The organism is Paraburkholderia sp. BL21I4N1 (assembly GCF_002973525.1).
Lineage (GTDB): Bacteria > Pseudomonadota > Gammaproteobacteria > Burkholderiales > Burkholderiaceae > Paraburkholderia.
The window spans coordinates 174613-196132 of sequence record NZ_PVEN01000012.1 but is presented as its reverse complement, the minus strand read 5'-3'; the positions used below and the strand labels follow the sequence as shown (position 1 = coordinate 196132).

General features: G+C 65.4%; 18 protein-coding genes. 3 read left to right on the top strand and 15 right to left on the bottom strand.

The features are described 5' to 3' along the window. Positions 1-4: 4 nt before the first annotated feature. From B0G83_RS26650 to B0G83_RS26635, 4 genes are all read right to left on the bottom strand, one after another. A complete protein-coding gene (locus B0G83_RS26650; protein WP_181157088.1) occupies positions 5-2821 on the bottom strand; it encodes an Hsp70 family protein in 2817 nt (938 codons plus the stop codon). Continuing rightward, the gene (locus tag B0G83_RS26645; protein ID WP_105510366.1) at positions 2818-4677 is read right to left on the bottom strand and encodes an Hsp70 family protein; all 1860 of its coding nucleotides are present in this window, start codon (positions 4675-4677) and stop codon (positions 2818-2820) included. Before B0G83_RS26645 ends, B0G83_RS26650 begins: the two co-directional genes overlap by 4 nt. Then, positions 4674-5264 carry a DUF2760 domain-containing protein gene (locus tag B0G83_RS26640; RefSeq protein WP_105510365.1) on the bottom strand — a complete coding sequence of 197 codons (591 nt, stop codon included), beginning with the start codon at positions 5262-5264 and terminating at the stop codon, positions 4674-4676. Before B0G83_RS26640 ends, B0G83_RS26645 begins: the two co-directional genes overlap by 4 nt. A gap of 186 nt (positions 5265-5450) precedes the next feature. Then, positions 5451-6371, bottom strand: a complete 921-nt coding sequence (locus tag B0G83_RS26635) for a LysR family transcriptional regulator (RefSeq protein ID WP_105510364.1) — start codon at positions 6369-6371, stop codon at positions 5451-5453. A gap of 132 nt (positions 6372-6503) precedes the next feature. Between B0G83_RS26635 and B0G83_RS26630 the strand changes: the two genes are divergently transcribed. Continuing rightward, positions 6504-7163 carry an NADPH-dependent F420 reductase gene (locus B0G83_RS26630; RefSeq protein WP_105510363.1) on the top strand — a complete coding sequence of 220 codons (660 nt, stop codon included), beginning with the start codon at positions 6504-6506 and terminating at the stop codon, positions 7161-7163. Between the two features lie 93 nt (positions 7164-7256). Here B0G83_RS26630 and B0G83_RS26625 read toward each other — a convergent pair whose 3' ends face one another. The 4 genes from B0G83_RS26625 to prs form a co-directional block, all read right to left on the bottom strand. Then, complete coding sequence (locus B0G83_RS26625) at positions 7257-7727, bottom strand: hypothetical protein (RefSeq protein ID WP_258168289.1); 471 nt, start codon at positions 7725-7727, stop codon at positions 7257-7259. Further along, positions 7717-8295, bottom strand: a complete 579-nt coding sequence (locus tag B0G83_RS26620; RefSeq protein WP_105510361.1) for a YcxB family protein — start codon at positions 8293-8295, stop codon at positions 7717-7719. The genes B0G83_RS26625 and B0G83_RS26620 overlap by 11 nt, the downstream gene beginning before the upstream one ends. Positions 8296-8422: 127 nt before the next feature. Beyond that, positions 8423-10135: a nicotinate phosphoribosyltransferase gene (locus tag B0G83_RS26615; RefSeq protein WP_105510442.1), complete on the bottom strand. Its 1713-nt coding sequence runs from the start codon at positions 10133-10135 to the stop codon at positions 8423-8425. A 58-nt stretch (positions 10136-10193) separates the two neighbouring features. Continuing rightward, positions 10194-11024: a ribose-phosphate diphosphokinase gene (prs, locus tag B0G83_RS26610; protein ID WP_105510360.1), complete on the bottom strand. Its 831-nt coding sequence runs from the start codon at positions 11022-11024 to the stop codon at positions 10194-10196. A 134-nt stretch (positions 11025-11158) separates the two neighbouring features. Here prs and B0G83_RS26605 point away from each other — a divergent pair, with 134 nt between their 5' ends. Beyond that, entirely contained in the window at positions 11159-11857 is a 699-nt protein-coding gene (locus B0G83_RS26605) for an NUDIX domain-containing protein (RefSeq protein WP_105510359.1), read from the top strand. A 111-nt stretch (positions 11858-11968) separates the two neighbouring features. Here B0G83_RS26605 and B0G83_RS26600 read toward each other — a convergent pair whose 3' ends face one another. From B0G83_RS26600 to B0G83_RS26575, 6 genes are all read right to left on the bottom strand, one after another. Then, positions 11969-13078 (bottom strand): porin, encoded by a 1110-nt coding sequence (locus tag B0G83_RS26600; protein WP_181157086.1) that lies wholly within the window; start codon positions 13076-13078, stop codon positions 11969-11971. A 119-nt stretch (positions 13079-13197) separates the two neighbouring features. Further along, positions 13198-14322 carry a hypothetical protein gene (locus B0G83_RS26595; RefSeq protein ID WP_105510357.1) on the bottom strand — a complete coding sequence of 375 codons (1125 nt, stop codon included), beginning with the start codon at positions 14320-14322 and terminating at the stop codon, positions 13198-13200. Beyond that, on the bottom strand, positions 14309-15679 hold the full coding sequence (locus B0G83_RS26590) for an MFS transporter (protein ID WP_105510356.1): 1371 nt from the start codon (positions 15677-15679) through the stop codon (positions 14309-14311). Before B0G83_RS26590 ends, B0G83_RS26595 begins: the two co-directional genes overlap by 14 nt. A gap of 86 nt (positions 15680-15765) precedes the next feature. Next, positions 15766-16917 (bottom strand): DUF5624 domain-containing protein, encoded by a 1152-nt coding sequence (locus tag B0G83_RS26585; protein WP_105510355.1) that lies wholly within the window; start codon positions 16915-16917, stop codon positions 15766-15768. 15 nt (positions 16918-16932) lie between these two features. Beyond that, the gene (locus tag B0G83_RS26580; RefSeq protein WP_105510354.1) at positions 16933-17811 is read right to left on the bottom strand and encodes an amidohydrolase family protein; all 879 of its coding nucleotides are present in this window, start codon (positions 17809-17811) and stop codon (positions 16933-16935) included. A gap of 35 nt (positions 17812-17846) precedes the next feature. Next, on the bottom strand, positions 17847-18623 hold the full coding sequence (locus B0G83_RS26575) for an HpcH/HpaI aldolase/citrate lyase family protein (RefSeq protein ID WP_105510353.1): 777 nt from the start codon (positions 18621-18623) through the stop codon (positions 17847-17849). A 123-nt stretch (positions 18624-18746) separates the two neighbouring features. On the opposite strand from B0G83_RS26575, the gene B0G83_RS26570 reads away from it, so the two are divergent. Continuing rightward, positions 18747-19709, top strand: coding sequence for a LysR family transcriptional regulator (locus tag B0G83_RS26570; RefSeq protein ID WP_146120299.1), 963 nt, complete (start codon positions 18747-18749; stop codon positions 19707-19709). Here B0G83_RS26570 and B0G83_RS26565 read toward each other — a convergent pair. Beyond that, on the bottom strand, positions 19678-21432 hold the full coding sequence (locus tag B0G83_RS26565) for a cyclic peptide export ABC transporter (protein ID WP_258168288.1): 1755 nt from the start codon (positions 21430-21432) through the stop codon (positions 19678-19680). The genes B0G83_RS26570 and B0G83_RS26565 overlap by 32 nt on opposite strands. Positions 21433-21520 lie beyond the last annotated feature (88 nt).

The window sequence follows — 21520 nt, the reverse complement described above, 5'->3', positions numbered from 1 at the left end:
CCTCTCACGCCCCGATCAGCTTCAACCCCGCCGGCAACGACTCGCCGAATACGCGGCCTTCGTCGACGTTATCGAGTTCGACGCTCTCACTCACCATCGTGATCCACGCGCGCGGCGCGTTCGTCGCCTCCAGCCGCCGCACGACCGCACGACGTAAATCGTCGGCGATGTCGCGGGAGCGGTCGCCTGTCATCCGTGCGATCTGCACGGCGGCGAATGCGGCCTGATCAACCTTCTTCCAGTCGAGCGCGAGTATCGCGTTCAGCCATTGCGCCGCGATCTCCGGCGGCACGACGCCATGCGCGCTGCCGTAGAACGGTCGACGCGCACCGATCCGGCCGACCGCCCACCAGCCTTGATGATGGTCAGCTGGCTTTTTGAGCCGCGTCAGCACGGCTTCGCCGAGGTCGATCTTGCGTTCGACAGGAATCCGTTCGAGCGACGCGCTCAGCCGCGCCATATCGGCAATGCCGGTTTTCGCGACGTCGAACGGCAGCTTGTGACGCGCTTGCGCGGCGTTCTGCAGATACGCCATCGCGTCGAGCACGCGCAGTTGCGCGCTTTCGTCGAGACCGCCCGCCGCGCGCCGCCACAGCGTCCACCATTCGGACCAGACCTGGCTGTCGTTGATGTACTGGATGCCGTCGTCGAACAAGGTCCAGAGTTGTTCGACGCGCCATTCGTCGAGGGGATAGCCGAAGCCGGGGCGCAGGCAATAGCCGGCCAGATTCAGCCACAGTCGTTCGTGATCCGCCGAGCGCCGCCGGCGCCGCGCGCGTTCCCACAGCGCGCCGAACAGTTCGCGCAGCAACGCGCTGTTCCAGCCTTCGCGCGGGCCGAGCAGATGTTCGAGTTGCGCGCGCAACCGCTTGACTTCTTTCGGGTCGATTTTTTGCGCGCGGGTGCCGAAGCTGCGGTCGATCTGTTCGATCGCTTCGTCGAGACGCGGATGCCGCGCTTGTGCCGGATCGGCGGAGAGGTCGACCTGGGCGGTTTCGCCGCGCAACTGGAATTCGAGCCGCCAGCGTTGCGCGGGATCGTCGAGTTCGATGCAGTGCACGTCGAGCGTGCCGACTTCGGTGAGCGAGGTAGCGATCCGCACGGCGGTTTCGCGCGCGGTGCGGGTGCCGCGTGGTTGAACGACGGTGGCGATCGGCGGCAGGCGCACGAAGTCGCCGTCCGCGAGATCGATCAACTCGCCGGCGCGATAGACCGTGTCCGCACTCGACGACACCAGATGGAAACGCACCGGATGGCCGAGGCGCAGTGCGAAGGTGCGCTCGGCGATCAGGATTTCATGGCCTTCCTCGGTGCCGCGCGGCAGCAGGCAGACGCCGCGTTGCGTGGGTTCGCCGCTGTCCTCGAGCACGAGGAAGTAGCTGCGCGGCGAGCCGCCGCCGATCTTCGGCGCGGCGCCCGCGCGTGCCAGCGAATAGGCGACCGCGCCGCGCGCGACGGCGACGTCGGGGTTGTCGTTGTGCAGCACGTTGAGCGCATGGCCGCGCCAGCTGCCGAGGGTGTCGGCGAGACGCCGCGTGAGTGCTTCGGCGCGGAATACGCCGCCGTTGAGCAGCAGCGTGTCGGGGATCGGCAATGGAGCGGGCGTATCCGCCGCGGCCGAAGTCTGCACGGCATCGACGCCATCCAGCGCCTGCCGCGACTGCGCCGCGAACCGGCTCAAAAACGCCGCGATATGCCGCGTCACCGCCGCGTCGGTCGCATAGGGCAGGCCGAACTCGACGATCGCGCCACGCGGTCTGCCAGGCCGTTCATGCGACGCCACCGCCGGGAAAAAACCATCGACGATGATCCGCTCCACTTCCTCCCGCGTGATCCGCGCACTACGCGCGCCGCCGATCAGCTTCGAGCCCGCGCCGAGCAGCGTGATCGACGCCGAGTCGGGGGCGTGCGGCCCGAGCAACTGTTCCTTCGCGGCGCGGCAACGCTCGACCAGTTGCGACAAACCCGCCGCCGACAGCCGCGCGCGTTCGCTGCCGCCCGGCAACCGCGCTTCCACCAGATGCGCGAGCGCGAGATCCATGTTGTCGCCGCCGAGCATCAGATGATTGCCCACGCCGATACGCGTCAACTGCGGCTCGCCGTTGCGCACGTCGACGGCGATCAGCGTGAGGTCGGTCGTGCCGCCGCCCACGTCGCAGATCAGCACGAGACGGGTGTCCGCCAGCTCGTCGGCGAGCCGCTCGCGATGATGAAACAGCCAGTCGTAGAAGGCCGCTTGCGGCTCTTCCAGTAATTTCAGTTTGGGCAGCCCGGCGAGGCGCGCCGCGGCGACGGTCAACGCGCGTGCGCCTTCGTCGAACGAAGCGGGGACCGTGAGCACCACGTCCTGCTGTTCGAGCGGCGCGTCCGGGAAACGCTGATTCCAGGCCGAGCGCATGTGCGCGAGATAACTCGCGCTGGCGTCGACCGGCGAGACCTTGCGGACGTCGTCGGCGGCGCCCCACGGCAGGATCGGCGCACTGCGATCGACCGAGGCATGCGACAACCAGCTCTTCGCGCTGGCCACCAGCCGTCCCGGCACCTGAGCGCCGAGCACGTGCGCGAGGCGGCCGATCACGACCGGCGGTGTGGAAACGTCGGCAGCGGCCCACGGCAGTTGCACATCGCCCGCCGCCAGTTCACCTTCGGCGGCGTGATACCGCGCCGACGGCAGCAAAGGCCGCGCCGCCACTTCACCGGGGCTGACCAGTTGCTCGACCTCGAACAGGTGGATCGACTGCGATCCGACCTGCGCATAGGCCAGCACCGTATTGCTGGTGCCGAGATCGATACCGACGCTATACCGCTTCATCTTACTCATGCATTCGCGTTGCCGCGCACGTCGAATTCGACTTTCCAGCGCGCCTCGGTGCCGCGCGGGATCGCTTCGAGTTCGAGCGTGCCCGCTTCGGTGACGCGTGCGTGCAGCTTCACCGGTACGACTTCACCCGCGGTGCGGCCGGCGGCCGGCAACGTGGCCTGGATCTCCTCGAGTTCCTGCAATTCGTCGGGGCCCCAGAAGTCGAGCAGCGTGCCGACCTGATCCTGACGACGCACCGACGACCCGAAGAAACGGAAATGCACCGGCTCGCCGACCACCAGCCCAAACTCCTGCGCGGGCAACTCGGCGTCGGTGCCTTCTTCCATGCCGAAGGGCGCCACGCACAACGCCTGGATCGGCGGTTCGAGACCGGGCACGGCGGGCATCGCCGATTCGATCGCGATGTAGTACGCCCGCGCGGTGCCGCCGCGAATCCGCACGCCCTGGCCGCGCCGGACGTAGCCGTAGTAGGCCGCGCCGCGCGCGACCGCGAGGTCGAGATCGGCGCCTTCGAGCAGTCGCGCCGGCGCCGCGCTTTCCGCCGCGAGCCAGCTGTTGAGCGTGCCCATGATGCGTTCGACCAGCAGCGGCGACTTGAACACGCCGCCGTTGAACAGCACCGCGGTGGGATGCAGGAAGCTCGCGCCTGGCGCGGCGGCATGGGCCGCTGTCTCGCCGAGGCCTTCGAGTTCGGCGAGCGCGCCGACCTGGCGGCCGAGGAACGCCGCCAGATGACGCGTAATGCCGGCGTCCTGCGCATACGGCAGACCGAGTTGCGTCAGACCGGCGCGCGCGCGGCTGACCGGACGTGCGGCGCTCTCCACCTGCGGGAAAAAGCCCTCGAGGATCGTTTGCGTCAGTTCCGCGCGCGTGAGTTCGGTGCGGATCGAACCGCCGATCAGCTTCGAGCCGCGGCTCGGCACGACGAGCGGCACGGTGTCGGCGGCGGGATCGCTGAGCAGCGTTTCCTTGGCCGACCGGCATGCGTAAGTGAGGGCGCGCAATTGCCATGCGTCGGCCTGGGTGCCTTGCGCCGCGAGCTTACGGGCGACGACGTGCGCGAGCGCCAGGTCCATGTTGTCGCCGCCGAGCAGAATATGTTCGCCGACCGCGACGCGATGCAGTTCGAGATTGCCTTCCCGCTCGATCACGGCGATCAGCGAGAGGTCGGTCGTCCCGCCGCCCACGTCGACCACGAGGATGATGTCGCCGACCTTGACCTGCTTGCGCCACTCGCCGCCGCTCTTCTGGATCCAGCTATACAGCGCGGCCTGCGGTTCTTCGAGCAGGGTCATGCGGGCGAAGCCGGCCGCTTCGGCGGCTTCGGCGGTCAGTTCGCGCGCGGCCGGATCGAACGAGGCCGGGATGGTTACCGTGACGTCCTGCTGGCTGAACGGCGCCTCCGGATGAGCGTGGTCCCAGGCTTCGCGCAGATGCGTCAAATAGCGCACCGAGCTTTCGAGGGGCGAGACGCGCGCGACTTCCGGCGGCGCGTCGTTGGGCAAAATCGCCGCGCGCCGGTCCACGCCTGGGTGGCACAACCAGCTCTTCGCGCTCGACACCAGCCGGATCGGCGTGGCCGCGCCGCGAGTGCGGGCAAACTCGCCCACCGCGAATTCGCGCTGGCCGGTCCACGGCAGGTACAGGTCGCCGGACGCCAGTTCGTCCGGATGCGGCAGGTACAGGAACGAGGGCAGCAGATCGAGATTGTCGATCGCGCCGGGGCCGGTGAGTTGCGCGACCGGCAGCACGCCTTGCGCGGTTTTTTCGCCGTCGCTGGCGCGGGTATCGACGTACGACAGCGCGCAGTGCGTGGTGCCGAGATCGATCCCGATCGAATAGCGGGCGTCGCTCATAGCTCCACCTCGGCCGGTGCGATCACGTTCGCGTTGTGGCTGTCGGCAAGCTTCGGCAGACGCACCTCGTCGACGCGCCAGCCGCGGTGGCTGATGCTGCCGTTGAACGGCGCCTTGCCGACCACGTTGCCGGTCAGGCGCACCGAGCTGGCGTCGAAACCTTCGGCCAGCGTGACCCGGCTGCCTTCGGCTTCGTCGCGCACCGGACGGATCGTGAAATGCTCGCGCAGCGTCGCGCGGCAACCGTCGTGCACGAGGCGCGCGGCCGCGCCGATGTCGGCGTCGCTATAGCTCTTGATGTCTTCCTCGACGAAATCGATGAAGCGCGCGTCGCGTTGCAGCAGGCCGAGCAGTTGCAGCGCGGCGTCGGGGCTGGCGGTTTTCAGCGCGGGGGCGGGGGCGGCGGCGGGCGTGGGTGCAGGCGCAGGCGTGGGAGCCGGAGCCGGGGCCGGAGCCGCCGCGGCGGTCGTGCCGCCCTGGCGCAGACGCAGTACGCCGGCAGCGAATTCGCCGTCGCCGAGAATGCTGAAAAACGTGCCGACGGCAAGTGAAATCCTGCCGAGGAAGGATGGGTTCGAATCGGTCATCAATGCTCCTGAGGGGCTCTGTTAAAGGACGAGCTGTCCTGACTGTGGCGCACGCTGCGTGGCCGCGGCGGGCGTGCGCGAAACCCGTATTTTGCCTTGCGGCGCGTCCGACGCGGGCAAAGCCGGGCATTCTAGCGTTCGGCGCGCGTAATTTGGCGGACTTTGGAGAGCCGGATTCAGGCGCTGTCAGGTCGTTTCGGGTCGGCCGTCCGGCACGGTGTCCGGGCCGAATTCGGCGACCACCTGGTCGATGAAGGCGCGCAGTTTCGGCGTCGCGCGACTCGCCGGGAAGACCAGATGCATCGGCCGGGCGGGCGTTTCGTAGTCGCGCAGAAGGCGCACCAGACGGCCTGCAGCAAGATCGTCCCGCACGGCCACCTCGGGGGCGAGCATCACGCCCGCGCCGTGGAGCGCGGCGGCGCGCAGCGCTTTCACGTCGTTGGCGTGAAACGGGCCCGAGACCGGCACCACGTAGTCGCCGCGCGCGTCGGAGAAATGCCATTCCATCGCGACCGGCCGGGTCATGTAGACGAAGCTCAGGCACGCATGATCGGCCAGTTCCTGGGGCGTTCGCGGCTCGCCGCGCTCCGCCAGATAGTCGGGCGAAGCGCATACGAGCAGCCGGTACGGCATCAATTGCCGGCCGATCAGCGACGAATCCGTCAGCGCGCCGAGCCGGATCGCGGCCTCGTAGCCCTCGTCGATCAGATCGACGAAGCGGTCGGTCAGCGTCAGATCGACCCGCACATGCGGATGGCCTTTCAGATAGCGGGCGATCAGCGGCGCGAGGCAGTTGGCGCCGAACGTGACCGGCGCGGTAATGCGCAAGCGCCCGCGAGGCGAGGCCGACAGTTCCTGCGCGACCGATTCGGCCGCTTCGGCATCCGCGAGCAGCGACTTGCAGCGCTCGTAGAAGATCTGGCCGATTTCGGTGAGGCTCTGGCGGCGTGTGGTCCGGTTCAGCAGGCGCGCGCCGACGCGCTCTTCCAGCGTGCTGACGTGCTTGCCGGCCATCTGCGACGAGATGCCGAACGCAAGCGCGGCCGCGGCGAACGAGCCGCTGTCGGCGGTTTTGACGAACACGGCCATGCTGGTCAGACGGTCCATGATTCCCTACTTGTGGTTTCGACAATCGTCAGATTATGCGTGTTTATCATGCTGAAGTTTTGAATCATAGTGTTTCTCACCGACAGGGCGCGCGCCATGGCGCGATCCTCAACCCGTGAAGGAGCATGAAACATGAAGATAGGCATTCTCGGCGCAGGCTTTATCGGCCGCGCGATGGCGACCCTCGCGAAGCAGGGCGGGCACGACGTGATGATCAGCAATTCGCGCGATCCGTCGACCTTGACGAGCACCGCCGCCGCGCTCGGGTGCGCGCTGGGCACGGCGCAACAGGCGGCGAGTTTCGGCGAGGTGGTCGTGCTGGCGGTGCCGTTTTCGCAGATCGGTGCGCTGCCGGTTGGCGCGCTCGACGGCAAGATCGTGGTGGACACGTGCAACTACTATCCCGAGCGCGACGGCCCTATCGCGGCGCTCGACGATTTGACGACCACCACGAGCCAGATGCTGGCCGCGGTGTTGCCGGGCGCGAAGGTGGTCAAGGCGTTCAACGCGATTCTGGCGGCGGATCTGCACACGGACGGTCGGCCGGTTGGTACGCCGCAGCGCCGCGCTTTGCCATTCGCGGGCGATGACGCGGCGGCGAAACAGGTCGTAAGTGGGTTGATGGATCAGTTCGGCTTCGATCCGGTCGATGCCGGGGCGTTGCGGGACAGTTGGCGTTTTGAACGGGCGAAACCGGTGTATTGCATTCCGTTCGACCGTGCTGGGATGGTGGCGGGATTGGCGGCGGCGCAGCGGGACGTGGAGTTGCCGCATGGGTCGTGGCGCAAGTGAGGGGCGGTTGCGGCGAGGGAGGGAGCGACGGGTGAAGCGGCGCGGTTTGGTCTAGCGCGGTCTGGAGAGCGGATTCGGCGCCGCGCTCTCGACTCATGCATCGCTCGATGCTTTGATCCTTCGCATCATCAGGCGCGGACACAGCCACCTGAGGCCGCGCCACGTGATCCCGTATTCGCGGATCGTGAAGAACCAGCGGTTCGGATCGTCGGCGAACGTCGCGATGAAATGCGTGGTGTCCGTCCACTGGATGTCCTCCAGCCAGAACGAACAATACGGCGCGCCGATCTGACGGACGGCGAGCGCGCGTTGCAGGCCCTTGCTGACCAGCACGAACGCCGCCGCTTCTTCGAACGGGCAATCGAAATCGGTGGCGAAAAGGTAGCCGGATGGCGTGTCGAACTGGAACAGCAGCGTATAGCCGGGAATCGCCAGCGGCAGCGTCCGCCCGTCGACGATAAGGCGCGACGCGGGCGGCCATGATTCGTACGGGCCTTCGTGTTTTTCAAGCGCGAAGCGCTGGATGGGCGTCACGCTTGAAGCACGGGTCGGCTCATCGTTCAACGCCGCGCTCCCTCACCGGCATATGACGCGCGATCATGCGTTCGATCGCCGCGAGCTGCGTCGGCAGCAAATCGCGGCGCGGCAGCGCGACGAACGCGGAGCCGCCCGCGAACAGATAGATGCGCTCGGCGTCGTCCGCGCGTGAGGTCAGGCTCGACCAGTTCAGACGCAGGCTTGATAGCGTCGACTCGCCGGTCACGCCAGTTGCGTCGAAGGTGACCTGCTGCGGGCCGAGAAAAGGCACTGCGCCGCGTTTCAGCCGTGCTTTGAGACCGGCGCGCGCGATGCCGCGCAAGAAGAGCGGCGAGAAATACGCGTCGTTGCAGAACGCCAGTGCGCCGGCCGCAATCGCGCAAGCGGCGATGCTTGTTGCGATCGATATGTCGACATGCGTTGCGGACCAATACCAGCCGAACAAACCGCCAACTGCCGTGGCAATCCCGATCGAACGCAACCGCTTGTGCAGCGTGCGTTTTGCCGAATAAAGCACGACATGCGCGGCGATAAAGTCCTCATCCGTCAAGTTGACGGACACCTGAAAGGGAAGCTGCGTGTCCGAGTTGGTCATACCTTGAGCCGCGCATCGGTTTTGTGAGACTCGAATACTACAAGAGCGGAAGGGGCGTCATGCGCGTGATCTGACGGCGGCGCATGTCGAACCCCGGCGCACCCTCACGCCGGGGCTTGTCCCATCCTCACCCCCACACAATCGACCCCGCCTCCGGACACGTCCACGACGACTGCAAGCGCTCGCGAATCTCCGCCAGCGACTGCTTCACCAGCAACTCGCCATTCCGGAACACCGGCACCAGCGCACCGCCTTCCGCCTGCTCGACCGTCTGCTGTTCGTACAGCACGAAGCGATCGCCTTCCTTCTCGACGCGCGGCAGGCCCTTCGCCGATTTCTTGGTGCCGTCGTCGGTGGCCGGGTCTTTATAGATGTCGACCGCTTCGCCATCCACTTCGGCGTAAATCGCCTTGAGCGCATAGCCGAACGTGTCGCGCGAGTTCATCCCATACACGTAGCTGCCGATGCCGAGCACCACGTTGCACGACGCGAATCCCTTGGCCGCCATGCGCAGCATGATGTCGCGCGCGCGCGTCAGCGTGATCGAGTCGCCGTAGATCAGCCCGACGTGCGAATCCAGCACCTTGTAGCCTTGCTCCGTGGTGGTCCCGCCATAGATGTTCCACAGACACTCCACCGCGCCGGTACGCTCTGCCGCGCTGATCGTCTCGCCGCTCGCCTTCACCGTGTAGCGGCCCGATTCGCTGACGGCGGGCGTGCCGTCGTTGCCCGGCACGAGTTCGTCGTCCGTATAGCCGGTGAGGATTTTCACCGGATCGCCGGAGTCGGGGCGGAACACCACCTTGGCGTTGCCCAGCGCGTCCGGCCGGCGGGCGAGAATATCCGCCTTCAGTTCCTTCGCGATGACCGTCATCACGTTCCAGAAGTCGAACGTGTCGCTGACGAGCGAGACCATCCCTTGCGGGTAGCCTTCGGTGACGAACTCGCGGATCACTTCCAGTTCGGCCTTGCGGCGCAACGCCTTCGGGTCGAGCATGGCTTGCGCCGGATCGCGTTCGAGACGTTGCTGCGTGAGCAGAATGCGCAGCGCCATCACGCTGTGTTCCGACGCCGGAATCGACCCGCCGACGAGCTCGCGCTCCGCATTCGCGTCGTAGTGGTCTTCGAGATAATCGATCGCGGGAATCGTGTCCGTGCCGGTGAACGACAACAGGTGGCCCGCGCCACAGCGCATCGCGTCGTGCACGCCGCTCATGCCGCGCATCGAAAAATCGTGACCTTGCCAGTTCACGAAGTCGAGCGGCGCGCCGGTCAGATTCGCGAAGTAGGTCAGCAGTTTGCGGAATTCGAACGCAATCGTGGCCACCGTGGACGGCTTCCAAGATTCGCAGCTCACCACCGTTTCGAAGTACGTCGACACCCACGGAAAATCCGGGTGCGTGTTGATGAAAATCACCGGCGGCACCTTGATGTCGACCCGCGAGCCTTCCGGCAGCGAACGGATTTCGAGCGGCAGGTGGCCGAGGTCGTGCAGCGCCTCGAGGCTCGCGACCGGCACGGCATCAGGTCCCAATGCCGTGTCCATGCGCCGCTTGTACTTGCGCACGGCCTGCGCCTTCGACTTCTGGAAGAACTCGGCGCCGAACAGGTCGATCAGGAATTCCTGAATGAAGCCTTGCAGGCCGAACCAGACCACCTTGTCGTCGAACAGCTCGCGCAGCACCGGCGCGTACTTCGCCGAACGGGGCGTGAAGTTCGCGACCAGTTTGGTGGTCGCTTTCGGATACATGGACGGGTGGCCGGTCTTGTAGAAATCGGCAAGATTGAACGGGACGAGCTGGTTCTTTTCGAGGACTTCCGTGCGGTCGGGGGCGTTCATCAACATCTCCTGGCGAGTTCGGATTCAGAGTCGTGTCCGGTGTGGATTCGGGTTCAGTTCAGACCAGCTGGCAGCGCGTGTCGCTGGTCCAGTTGTTGCGCGTGAAAACCGTCTGGTAGTGTTCGAGCAGCGGCGCGAGGCCCTTGCTGAAAATGCCGTGCGTGACATACAGGTACAGCGGCTGGCTCTGGCGTTGTTCCGCCTGACGGGTGCGCAACGCAGCGGCGAGTTCGGTGAAGGTGCGACCGCCGTCGCAGATATCGTCGACCACCAGCAGCGGCGCGTCGGGCAAGTCGCCCACCACCTGGGTGCCGGTGATCTTGCCGGTCTGCGTGTTGCGCACTTTTTCGGCAAACACCACGTCGAGTTCCAGCGCCTGCGCCAGATGCATGACGCGTTTGCGGGCGCCGGCGTCCGGTGCGACCAGCGCGGCGCGGCGCGAACTCAAGCCCGGATTCAGGCTTGCCAGCGCACGGCGCAACGACGGCAGCGGATCGGCGATCGTCACGCGGTCGAGCAGGGCGGTCACGACATCGCTATGCGGGTCCTGCACTTCGACCTGCGCATACTGCTGCGCGTTGATCAGGTCGCAGAAGACGCGCGCGCTGAGCGCTTCGCCTGGGTTCGCCACGCGGTCCTGGCGGGCATACGGCACGTACGGCAGGGACAACAGGATCGGCGTGCCCGGATAGCCGCGGCGCAGCGCGTCGGTCGCGAGGAGCAGTGTCATGACCGCTTCGGCGTTGGGCAGATGCGCCTGAATGCACAGCGTGTGCGCGGGCTTGCCCAGCTCGACGCTGACGTTGACCTCGCCGCCGGGGAAGACCAGTTTGCGGAGTTCCAGTGGCACTTCACCCCGGTCGCTCGATACGGCAAAAACCTGAATCATTTGCTATGCTCCGTCTGGCTTCGTCGGGATATCCGACTAACTTGTTACCAGTATAAGGCCACATAGTTGAGAATTGCAACTATGTGGATGAAACGACCCGCGACGCCTATTTGGTCCACGTACAGGAGTGATCCATGAAACAGAGCTACACCACGCCGGACGTGAGCGTCGACATTGTCTTGCTGACGCTGGACGAGGGCCTGCTGAAGGTGGCCTTGCATCAGCGCGAGCGCGCGCCCGCGAAGCATAGCCTGGCGTTGCCCGGTGGCTATGTTCATGTGGGCGAAGACGAGTCACTGGAAGCGACGGCGAGGCGCGTGCTGCTGGAGAAGACCGGCTTCGCGCCGCGCTATCTCGAACAGTTGCGCACCTTCGGCGGTCCGGCGCGAGATCTGCGCGGCTGGTCGGTTGCGGTGTCGCACGTCGCGCTGATTCCGCACGCGGAATTGAGCGCGGCCGGCGCGGGCGTGTTTCAGTTCTACGACGTGGACGACCTGCCGGATCTGGCCTTCGATCATGCGGAGCAGGTGGAGGAGGCGGTGCAGCGGGTGCGCAACAAGGCGAGCTATTCGACGTTGCCGTGCTGGCTGTTGCCGGAATTGTTCACGCTGACGCAATTGCAGGCAATCTACGAACAGATTTTTGGCGAGACGGTGTCGCGCGGCACGTTCCGCTCGCGGCTAGGGATCAAGGTGGCTGATCTGCAACCGGGCGACGCGGCGGATGACGCCGATATCCTGATCGCCACCGACGAGTTTCAAGGCGGTAATCAGCGGCCCGCGCGGTTGTTTAAGGTGAATCGGTTGAGTCTGTTCAAGCGGGCGTTCTGGTAGGGCGGGAGGCGTGACATGCAGCAGCGTGCGGCGCGTGTAGAGCGGCGTGCACGCCATCGCACCGCACATGCCACACATGCGACACACGCCACACCACAAGCGCCACCCACCTCAAAACAACGTCCGCATCCCCACCCGAACCGCCGTCGACGAACTGCCGGTGCCCACATACATCCCATTGGTAAACACCGGCGCCGCCCCCCCGCCGAGGAACACTGGCGCGGCGCCCCCCGACGCGCGCAGATAGGTTGCGCTGGTGTACACATCGGTGCGTTTCGACAGCGCGTAATCGAGTATCAGCGTACCGTTCTGCCACTTCTGCGAGCCGAGCTTGCTATACCAGTAGCCGCCCATCAACGTGGTGGCCGGGGTGAGTTGCAGTACCTCGTTCACTTCGTACGTGGGCATCGAGCCGTTATCGCGGCCGATGCGGAAATGCGTGTCGGTGAACAACAGCCGCGTCAGGCTGGTACCAAAACGATAACTGCCGCCCACGCCAATACTACTGACGCTGTTCGCCAGCACCGGCGTGGCCGGCAAATCCGGAAAGAACGTCGTGCCGGCCTGGCTCGGGCCATTGAGACCGAGATTGTGCGTGTCCGTATAAGCCGCGCCGAGGTTCAGCGGACCATTCGAATAACGCAGCCCGAACGCGATCACGCGCCCCGTTCCGGCCGAAACGGATTGCGACGGAAACGCGTACAGCGCGCCCGCCTGCAGACCCGCATAGTTCGGCGATGTGTACTTGATCGCATTGTTGATGTGCAGGGTGCCCGCCAGGTGATCGAAGTCGCCCGGATGCCACGAGTACTGACCAGCCACCTGGCCCATCGCGAACTGCGTGAGGTTGTCCCAGAAGAAGTCGTACTGCTTGCCGAGCGTGAAGCGGCCGTAGGTCGGATTGTCGAACCCCAGCCACGCCTGGCGACTGAACAGCACGCCCGACTGAACCATCGTTCCCGTGTACAGATTGAAGCCGTTCTCGAGATCGAAGATCACGTGCGTGCCGCCGCCGATGTCTTCCACGCCGCGCAGCCCCCAGCGATTCGACTGGATCGAGCCGTCGTTCGCGACGAAGGTTTTGTGGCCGTTCAGATTGCTGAAGTAGGTGATGCCCGCGTCGATAATGCCGTACAGCGTCACGCTACTCTGCGCCGACGCGATCGGACTGCACAGGCCTAAAACAGCGCTCGCGCCCAGGCTCAAGGCAAACTTTTTCATTGCATGTCTCCGTGTTTTATTTTTTAAAGGCAAAGCGGGGCCCTCCCTGGCTGGAGGGATCGTGGTTCCTTTTGAATTCGCCCGGCGGCCGCCGGGCATCGATAACGCCGATGAACCCGCTATCCGTCGAAGCGGTAAAGCATCGAATCGGTGCGGAAGCGGATGTCTTCGCTCAGGCTATTGCTGATCACCAGATAACGTTCACCGTCGACGACGAAACTGCTGGCGTCGGTGGCCGCGGACGTCGCAAAGCTGTCGACGAGTTCGAAGCAGTCGCCGCGCCATTCGAAGAGTTGCGATTGCGGCACGACCACCGGTGCTTTCGGTGTGCCGGTAATGAAGCACACCCGCACCAGATACCGGCCGTTTGCGCCGTCGATCAGACACAGCTCGCGCCCGCCCGCGTCGCCGAGTGCTTGCGTGGCGACGAACTTCCGCCCGTCGAAGCGATACAGTGTGGTGTGCGCGAGCAGATTCGCGTGAACCATCCACAGCGTGCCGTTGGCCTCGAAGAAGCGGAACGCGCGGCCGCCGTTTTCCGCAAGCGTCTGCATTGTGTCGAAGCGCACGCCGTTCCAGCGGTAGATCGGCGAGCCGCTAACGTGATCGGCGTACGCAAGATAGTGTTCGCCGCCGTACGAGGTGAACGCAAAGTTGTAACCCCACAGTCCTTCGAGCGTCTGAAACGGCATGAAGCGTTCGCCGTCCCATTCGACGATCAGCGACTGACGCGGATGGTTCGGCTCGACGCCGTCAACGGTCACGCCCTGCGCGAGCGCGAGAAAATGTCGTCCGTCGAATGAAAACGCGTGCCACTGCTTGGCGGCGAAGGTCGCGAATCGTTGCAACGCTACCCATTTGCGCTCGATCCGTTCATACACGATTGATTCGCAATCGAGCGAGTAGGGTCCTTTGCCGGTGCGAATTCCCGCAGTCGCCATAAAGTGCCGCGCGCCGATCTCGAAGTACTCGATATCCTCGCCACCCGGCAACGGCAAAGTCTCGTGCTCGACAAAGCGGCCGTCCTGCCAGCGATAAATCAACGCGTCGATATCGCTGTCGCCGCCGTTCATATACGGCGGTTCGCCGGCCACATCGCGCGCGAGTTGCGGGACGCCGAGGAATAAACCCTCGTCGTTCGCGAAGACTTCCACGGCGCGCGCGCCGCTCGTCGGCAGGGACTGCAAGGGAACGAGCCGCGGCCCGCCTGATTCAATGCCTGTCCGCTGTTCAATGCTTGCCATTACCGAACTCCGAACCCGTGAGTGAAAAAGACGGCTGCGTGACGGCGGGCTCGCCGTCGTCGCGTGGTCGCCAGAAATTCGCGAGGCCGATGCCCAGGGCGCCGCCGGCCGCGAGCAGCGCGGCGGTCATGAACAGCGTGTCGAATGGCAGATGCCGCGCGAGCAGGATGCCGCCCACCAGCGGCCCGATGATCGAGCCCGTGCGCCCGATCGCCATGGCCCAGCCGATGCCGGCCGCTCGCACGTCGGCGGGAAAGAGCCGGCTCGCGATGGCCGGAAATGTTAGTTGACCGCCGACCAGACACGCGCCGACGGCGAACAGCATGGCGAACGCCAGGTTGCCCGCGCCGATGATCTGCCCGAGCGCGCACGTCAGCACGCCGCCGCACAGAAACGCGATCGTTACCGGCACGAAGGGGCCACGCTTGCCGACCAGCATGGAAATTACCAGCGCGCCGACGATCGCGCCGATGTTCAGCACGACCGCGCCGAGCGCCGCTCGCGCCGGGGCCACGCCGTTCAGGTTGAGAATCGTCGGCATGAAGCTGACGAGGAACCCCGACAGGATCATGCTGGACAGCACGCCGAACCATAACGCGAGGGTGGCCGCGAGCCGGCCGTTGGCGAACAGATTGCCGAATAGCTTGCCGACGAGGCCGGCGGGCGGGACTGCGGCTGCGGCTGCGGCTGTGGCTGTGGCAACGCCAGCGCCCACACCCGCATCGCGTTGCCAAGCTACCGACCGTCCCGCACGCACCACGCTCTGCCGTGGAATCACCAGCAACACCGGCACCAGCGCGATCAGCGCCGACGCACCTCCCATCACAAACACAAGCGGCCAACCGAAGCGCGTCATCAACGCGGCGGTAATCGCGCCGCCCACCACGGCGCCGAGCGGAAAACCGATGAACATCAGAATCACCAGCGACGAGCGCCGTTGCGGCGAACTGCTCTCGGCGGTAATCGCGGCCACCGGCGGAATCGCGCCGCCCATGCCGAGCCCGCCGATAAAGCGCAACAACGCCAACGTCTCGGCCGACGTGGCGAACGCACAAGCGAGCGTGAACACGCCGGTCACGGCGAGCGCGAGCAGCAGCATTGGCCGCCGTCCGAAGCGATCGGCCAGCGGCCCGACGATCAGCGAGCCGAGCACGGTGCCGACGAAACCCGCACCGAACACACGCCCGAGCGACGCGTGATCGATCTGCAACGACTTCGCCAGCAAGGGCGCGACGAACGACAGCATCAGCGTGTCGAAGCCGTCGATCATCGACACGGCAAAACAGACCAGCGTGATGCGCAGCACGCGACCGGTGAGCGGCGGCCCGGCGGACGGCTCCAATTCGAAAGCGTTCATGACTGTCTCCTTCCATTGAGGGCATGCTTGTTATGGCCGACGCGGGTGCCCTGCCGCGCCGGTCTTTTTCGTCACCGCGTCGAACGTTACGCGCGCGCGGTGTCGGGGAACGTCACGTTTGAAAAGCCCGGAATCACGACCTGGTGCGGCTGATTGCCGTTCTCATGCAATTGGTCGACGACATAATCGGCGACGCAGTTCGACAACAGTTGCGCCGGGTCTTCCATGATGCGGCGCAGGCGCGCGGCGGTGGCGTCGCGATCGTCGGGCGAAGTGATCGGCGGCATGGTGTCGGCCGAGGCCGGATCGAAACGATAAGGCTGCTGATCCGGAAACAGCCGCCGCGCGACGTCGATGCTGGCTTGCGTGTTGAGCCATAAGCCGCGGTAATCGCGTTCGAGTTCGGCGAGACCCGCCGCGTCGGGCAGCGCCGCGACCGAGAACGACGGCGCGTGCGGCGCGACCAGAATGCGTTCGGGCGGCAACACTTTTTCCGACGCGCGCCACACGAGATAGCACATATTGTTGGATGCCCAGGTGGCGCCCGCCGTCGGCCGGCCGGATTGCCCGCTGACCAGCACCATCAGACGCGACCAGTCGAGTTGTTGCGCGCGCAGCCAGTTGCCGATGCGGTAAACAATATCGAGGAACGCGAGGCCGAAGGTTGCGAACATCACTTCGTTCATCGAGACCGGTAACGCGTCGCTGGGTGATGCGGCGAAGTACTCGGCATTCAGGCGCTCGAAACTGAGCAGCCCAAAGTCGTGTTGCGCGCGATCGAGTCGCTCGATCGTCACCGCGCAGGTGTAGTCGACCAGGTTCGCGATCTTGCGCTCATGACCCGCGAAGCTCGCGACCGCGACACGATCGCGCCACAGCGAGAGCGAATTCGCGTCGCGTGTTTGCTGCGCGTGCTCGCGCAAACGCGCGGCGTCGGCGAGCCAGCTCTCGTCGTGCGGCGACAATTCGCGCAGGCGGGCGAGGTAAGCCAGCGCGAGCGGCAAATGCGACACCGCCGTCAATTCGATGAAGCCGCGTGTCGACTTGCGAAAACTCTCGATCGACGGCGCACGTCCCGCGCCGGGAAACAGCACGATATCGCTGCCGGTCGAGACCAGCAGCGGCGCATCGGCGGCGAGGGTGGCCATGGTCTGCGTGGTGCGCGCGCCGATGCTGCCGGGGTCCGACGTGAACGCGCGGAACAGACCGGCAAATGCCGGGTCGGGTTGATAGGACATGAGTGGGTCCGTACCTCAGTAGTCGAACAGACGTGCGGGATTGTCCGACAGAATCAACTGGCGAATCGCCGCGTCGTCGGTCCATGCGCCGAGCAGATTCAGCAACTCACCGGTGTCGCGCGTGGAGTCCGGAATGTGCGGCCAGTCCGAACCCCAGATCACTTTGTGCGGCGCGGCGGCGACGATCGCCTCGGCCATCGGCGCGACCGCTTCATAGCCGCGATGTTTGGCGATCCGGTATGGCGCGCTCAGTTTCAGCCAGCAATTGCCGTCCTTCAGCAGGCTCAGCAGGCGCTCGAAATCGGCGGGCGTCAGGCCGTCTTCCTCGAGCATGTACCCCATATGGTCGATCACGAAATCGCTCCGCACGTCGGCGAGAAACGGAATCAGGTTACGCACCACCCAGCCCGGCGCGTAGAACTGCACGTGCCAGCCGAGGCTCGCGCAAAGTCGCGCCATACGCGTGATGTACTGCTGGATCTCAACGGTCGGCAGCGCCGAGCGCGCGAACAGATCGAGCCGCACCGCGCGCACGCCGCTCGCATGAAAGCCGTCGAGCGTGGCCGCGTCCGTGTCTTCGTCGATCATCACGACGCCGCGCGCGATCGATCCGGCCTCGTGCAACGTGTCGATCAGGCAGCGGTTGTCGGTGCCGTAGAAACTCGGCTGCACGATCACGAAACGCTCGAGTTGCAGCACGTCCATGAGTTGCAGGTAGTGCGCGAGCTTGCCGTCGGGCAGCGTGTAATGCGGATGCTCGACCTTCGGATACCGGTGTTCGGGGCCGAACACGTGCATGTGCGCGTCGCAGGCGAGCGCGGGCATCGTGAACGACGGACGCGACAAGGTTTCGTAGTCGCGCATTGGAGTGGAAATCAGCGGGGTGTCGGCCATGGTTCGATAGGCTGCAGAGTCAATGGGTGTCTGGATCAGAGGCGCTGGGCCTGCTCGACGCGCTCGCGCAGCGCCGTCAGGAAAATATCGGTGTCGATGCCGGCGAAGATGAACGGCGCTGCGCCCGCTTCGCGCAATCCACGCAGCGCATCGCCTTCCGGCATGCCGCCCACGATCGCCACCTTGCCGTGCCGCTGGGCCGCCTCGATGACGCGCCGGCAGGCGGCCACCACCTCGGGGTGCGCCGATTCGCCGGCGTAGCCCATATCCGCCGAGAGGTCGTTGCAGCCGAGCGCCAGAATGTCCACGCCGTTGAGCGCGGCGATCTCGTCGGCGGCGTCGACGCCCGCGCGGCTTTCGATCAGCACCTTCAGCGCGGTCGCCGCGTTGATTCGCTGATTGAGTTCGCGCGCCGGGATTTTTTCAAAGCCGACGTAGGGCAGTGTAGCCAGTTGCGAGCGCTGGCCGAGCGGCGGAAAACGCGTCGCGATCACGGCGTCGCGCGCCTGCGCGGCGCTCTCGATCCGTGCCACGATGATCCCCAGCGCGCCGCCGTCGAGCACCCGGTTGATCGTGCCGTAGTCGCGCTCCGGCACGCGCACCCACGGCATCAGGCCGAGGTCGACCGCGCACGAACACAGTTGCGACACGGTGTCGACCGGCAGCGTGCTGTGTTCCATGTCGATCCAGATAGTGTCGTAGCCGGCGGCTTTGGCCCAGCGCACAGCGTCGGTGGTGCGCGAGGCACGCATGCCGAGCGCGATCACCGTGTGGCGTTTGCGCAGGCGTTCGATCTGTTCTGCTCCGTTCATGCTGTCTCCGGTCTCATGCCTGTAGCGGCGGTGGTGTGGGTCTGTTGGTGGAAGACAGTATCGCCCGGCAAACAGTTTTGATTTATTCTCTAAACCAAGCTTATTGATTTGCGGAGTAAATCAGTGAATATCCGGCATCTGGAGTTTTTCGTGGTTCTCGCGCAGGAATTGCATTTTCGGCGCAGCGCCGAGCGGCTGGGCATCACGCAGGCGCCGCTCAGTCTCGCGATTCAGTCGCTGGAGGCCGAATTGGGCGCGCGGCTGTTCCACCGCACCCGTCGCACGGTCGTGCTAACCGAGGCGGGGTACGCATTGCTGGACGACGCACGGGCCATCCTCGCGCGTATCGAGCATGCAAAAGAAAGCGTGTGGGAGACGGTCAGCGGCGAGGTGGGGCGCTTGCGGGTCGGGTTTACGAACGCGTCGTCGCTGTCGCCGTTTTTTCCGCGGCTGATTCACGCGTATCGCACGCAGCGGCCGAAGGTGAATATCTCGCTGCTGGAGTTGTCGTCGTCGCGGCAGATCGAGGCGATCGAACAGCGCGAACTCGACGTCGGCCTGCTGCGGCTGCCCGACAGCACGCCGCCCGCCGAGCTGGTGTTCACGCCGCTGATGGAAGAGCCCTTGCTGGTGGCGATGCATGCGGGGCATCGGCTGGCGAAGGTGGCCTCGCTCAAGCTGAAGGATTTACGCGGCGAGCCGTTTATCGCCTATCCGCGCCAGGCGGGCGTGGCGATCTCGCAGCAGACGCTCGCGTTGTGCGCGAAACGCGGCTTCGAACCGGAGGTCGTGCAGGAGGCGCAACAGGCCTCCACGTTGATCGGGCTGACCGCGACGGGGCTGGGTATCGCACTGGTGCCGGCCACCTTGCAAAGCATCGTGGTGCCCGGCGTCGTGTTCCGCGCACTGGACGAAACCGACACCACCACGACGCTGTATATCGCGCATCGTTATGGCGATGCCAATGCGCGGGCCATGCAGTTCGCGGCGCTGGCGAAAAGCTGCGCGGGGCCGTTGCCGTCGGAAGGCGCGGCGGTGGCGCCGGCGCGCCGGGTCAGAGCGCGCTCGTCGGCTGCGGCGCGCTGACGAGCATCTGCACCGGCCGAACGCATTCGACGATGCGGCCTTGTTCGAGCCGGATATAGCGATCGGCGGCGCTGAAATAGCGGTCGTCGTGCGAAATCACGATCAGTGTGGTGCCCTGGCGTTTCAGGTCGGGCAGGATCTCGGTGTAGAAGATGCGGCGGAAAGTCGGGTCCTGATCGGCGGCCCATTCGTCGAGCACCATCACCGGTCGGCGTTCGAGATACGCGTGTACCAGGGCGAGCCGTTTGCGCTGGCCGGTGGACAGGTCGGTGGTCGTGAACGCGCCGTCGCGGATCGATACCTTGTGCGCAATGTCGAGGCGCGCCAGATAGTGTTGTGCTTCGGCAGTCAGCGTGGCCTCGCCGGGAATCAGCGTGTCGAACAGGTAGTAGTCGGAAAACACCGCGGAGAATAACTGCCGGTAGTCGTCGAGATGGTCTTCGCGGATCGGTTCGCCGTTTAACTGCAGTTGGCCGGCGTCGGGGCGGTAGAGACCGAGCAGCAGCTTGATCAGCGTGGTCTTGCCGCAGCCGTTTTCACCGACGATAAACAGCGTTTCGCCGCGCTCGATCGTGAGGCTGAGCGGGCCGAGTTCGAAGCCGCTGGCGTTGCCGCTGTCGTCAGCGTGACCCTCCACCCCAGCCTGCGCCGCGTCATTGCGTTCATCGCGCGATGTTGCAAAGCGATAGCGAACGTCAGCCAAGGTGATCGTCTCGAACACCTCGGCGAGACGCGTGGGCGCCGAGTCGTCGCGCTCACCGATCAACGAAGGCTCCCGCGTCGAAAACCGCGCCGACAATTCGGCGATACGCTGAAACGCCACCTGCGCGCGGCCGACCGACGGCAGCGCGCCGACGATCTCCTGAATCGGCCCTTTCATATACAGCAGTACCAGCACGAAACCCGTCATCACCGCGCGGTCGGTGCCGGGCTGCCACGTCTGCAGCGCGAGCATCAATCCGACCACGACGAAGAACAGCAACGAGCCGAACGCGTTCGCGCTGACGAACACATTCGCCGCGCGCACCCGCAAGCGGAAGATCGCGTCGATCGTGCCGGACAGCTCGTGCTCGTAGACGAAGCGACGGCGCTGGCCGTTCAGGCGCAGTTCTTTCGCGCCGTCGGTGATCGACCGGTAGTGCTTCTGCAGGCGATCTTCCGCCGCACGCGCCGCGCCGAAGCGGCGAATCCCGACGCGCCGCGCCAGCGTCTGCGCCAGCGAGCCGAGCGCGATCGCGACCAGCGCGATGCTCAGCAGCGCGGGCGACAGCACGAACAGATAAGCGAGGCAGCCGACGATCGTCGCGGTCGCGATCGCGAGGCTGGAAAACATGAAGGAAAACGCGCTGATCGTGTCGATGTCCTGATTCAGCGCCGCCACCAGCCGATGGCTGCGAAACTGTTCGATCTGGCCGATCGGCGCGGCCATGATCTTGCCGCACAGATCTTTGCGCAGCATCGCGATCACACGCTGGCCGACAAAGCTGTTGCCGATGTCGGACAGCACTTCGCCCGCGAGCGCCAGCACGCACAGACCGGCGAAGCTCCCTAGCAAGGTTGGCAAGGCCGCCGCGCCGTCGTGCAGCGTGCGATTGGTGACCGCCAGCAGCGCGGCGGTGGCGATGCCGCTCGCCGCGCCCATCGTGGTGGCGAGCAGGGTGATCGGCCAGAGTCGCTTGAGCAATCTGAACAGTTCCGCGAGCATCGTGGGTTTTCCAGGCATTCTAGTTTTCAGGTTTTACGGGCAAACGGCAAACGGCAAACGGCGAACGGCAAACGGCAAACGGCAAACGGCAAACGGCAAACGGCAA

What these genes read in the sequence shown, in the direction of transcription:
- B0G83_RS26620 (WP_105510361.1), bottom strand. Translation starts at nt 8,295, where the DNA reads ATGACCAACTCGGACACGCAGCTTCCCTTTCAGGTGTCCGTCAACTTG.
- B0G83_RS26580 (WP_105510354.1), bottom strand. Translation starts at nt 17,811, where the DNA reads ATGGCCGACACCCCGCTGATTTCCACTCCAATGCGCGACTACGAAACC.
- B0G83_RS26590 (WP_105510356.1), bottom strand. Translation starts at nt 15,679, where the DNA reads ATGAACGCTTTCGAATTGGAGCCGTCCGCCGGGCCGCCGCTCACCGGT.
- B0G83_RS26635 (WP_105510364.1), bottom strand. Translation starts at nt 6,371, where the DNA reads ATGGACCGTCTGACCAGCATGGCCGTGTTCGTCAAAACCGCCGACAGC.
- B0G83_RS26640 (WP_105510365.1), bottom strand. Translation starts at nt 5,264, where the DNA reads ATGACCGATTCGAACCCATCCTTCCTCGGCAGGATTTCACTTGCCGTC.
- B0G83_RS26565 (WP_258168288.1), bottom strand. Translation starts at nt 21,432, where the DNA reads ATGCCTGGAAAACCCACGATGCTCGCGGAACTGTTCAGATTGCTCAAG.
- B0G83_RS26650 (WP_181157088.1), bottom strand. Translation starts at nt 2,821, where the DNA reads ATGAGTAAGATGAAGCGGTATAGCGTCGGTATCGATCTCGGCACCAGC.
- B0G83_RS26585 (WP_105510355.1), bottom strand. Translation starts at nt 16,917, where the DNA reads ATGTCCTATCAACCCGACCCGGCATTTGCCGGTCTGTTCCGCGCGTTC.
- prs (WP_105510360.1), bottom strand. Translation starts at nt 11,024, where the DNA reads ATGATTCAGGTTTTTGCCGTATCGAGCGACCGGGGTGAAGTGCCACTG.
- B0G83_RS26600 (WP_181157086.1), bottom strand. Translation starts at nt 13,078, where the DNA reads ATGAAAAAGTTTGCCTTGAGCCTGGGCGCGAGCGCTGTTTTAGGCCTG.
- B0G83_RS26575 (WP_105510353.1), bottom strand. Translation starts at nt 18,623, where the DNA reads ATGAACGGAGCAGAACAGATCGAACGCCTGCGCAAACGCCACACGGTG.
- B0G83_RS26605 (WP_105510359.1), top strand. Translation starts at nt 11,159, where the DNA reads ATGAAACAGAGCTACACCACGCCGGACGTGAGCGTCGACATTGTCTTG.
- B0G83_RS26630 (WP_105510363.1), top strand. Translation starts at nt 6,504, where the DNA reads ATGAAGATAGGCATTCTCGGCGCAGGCTTTATCGGCCGCGCGATGGCG.
- B0G83_RS26595 (WP_105510357.1), bottom strand. Translation starts at nt 14,322, where the DNA reads ATGGCAAGCATTGAACAGCGGACAGGCATTGAATCAGGCGGGCCGCGG.
- B0G83_RS26645 (WP_105510366.1), bottom strand. Translation starts at nt 4,677, where the DNA reads ATGAGCGACGCCCGCTATTCGATCGGGATCGATCTCGGCACCACGCAC.
- B0G83_RS26615 (WP_105510442.1), bottom strand. Translation starts at nt 10,135, where the DNA reads ATGAACGCCCCCGACCGCACGGAAGTCCTCGAAAAGAACCAGCTCGTC.